Raw genomic sequence first — 315 nt, 5'->3', positions numbered from 1 at the left:
CATTGACAACCATGAAACAAAATTAACAGGAAATGTGGAATTTTATTGAAGGCTAATTCTCATATAAGTGGTTCTTTAGTGACTGGGTTCGAATTATAATTTGGGCTAAAATCCCCTTAACAGTAAATTCCAAATAATGTAATATTACAGAGGATTAAATTTTTTGAAAGAGGTGTTACTAGGTGAAAGCATTGAAAAGAATAGTGACAAGTATTTCATTGACTCTCATTGCTTTTTTAGTCCTTTTTGGTACCTTTAGTTTCTCTAACACCAAGGTATCTGCAGAAACACACAACTATGATGGCAAAAGTCCTT

The sequence above is a fragment of the Neobacillus drentensis genome, assembly GCF_036962765.1.
Taxonomy (GTDB): domain Bacteria; phylum Bacillota; class Bacilli; order Bacillales; family Cytobacillaceae; genus Neobacillus; species Neobacillus drentensis_C.
This window is presented reverse-complemented; position numbering follows the sequence as displayed.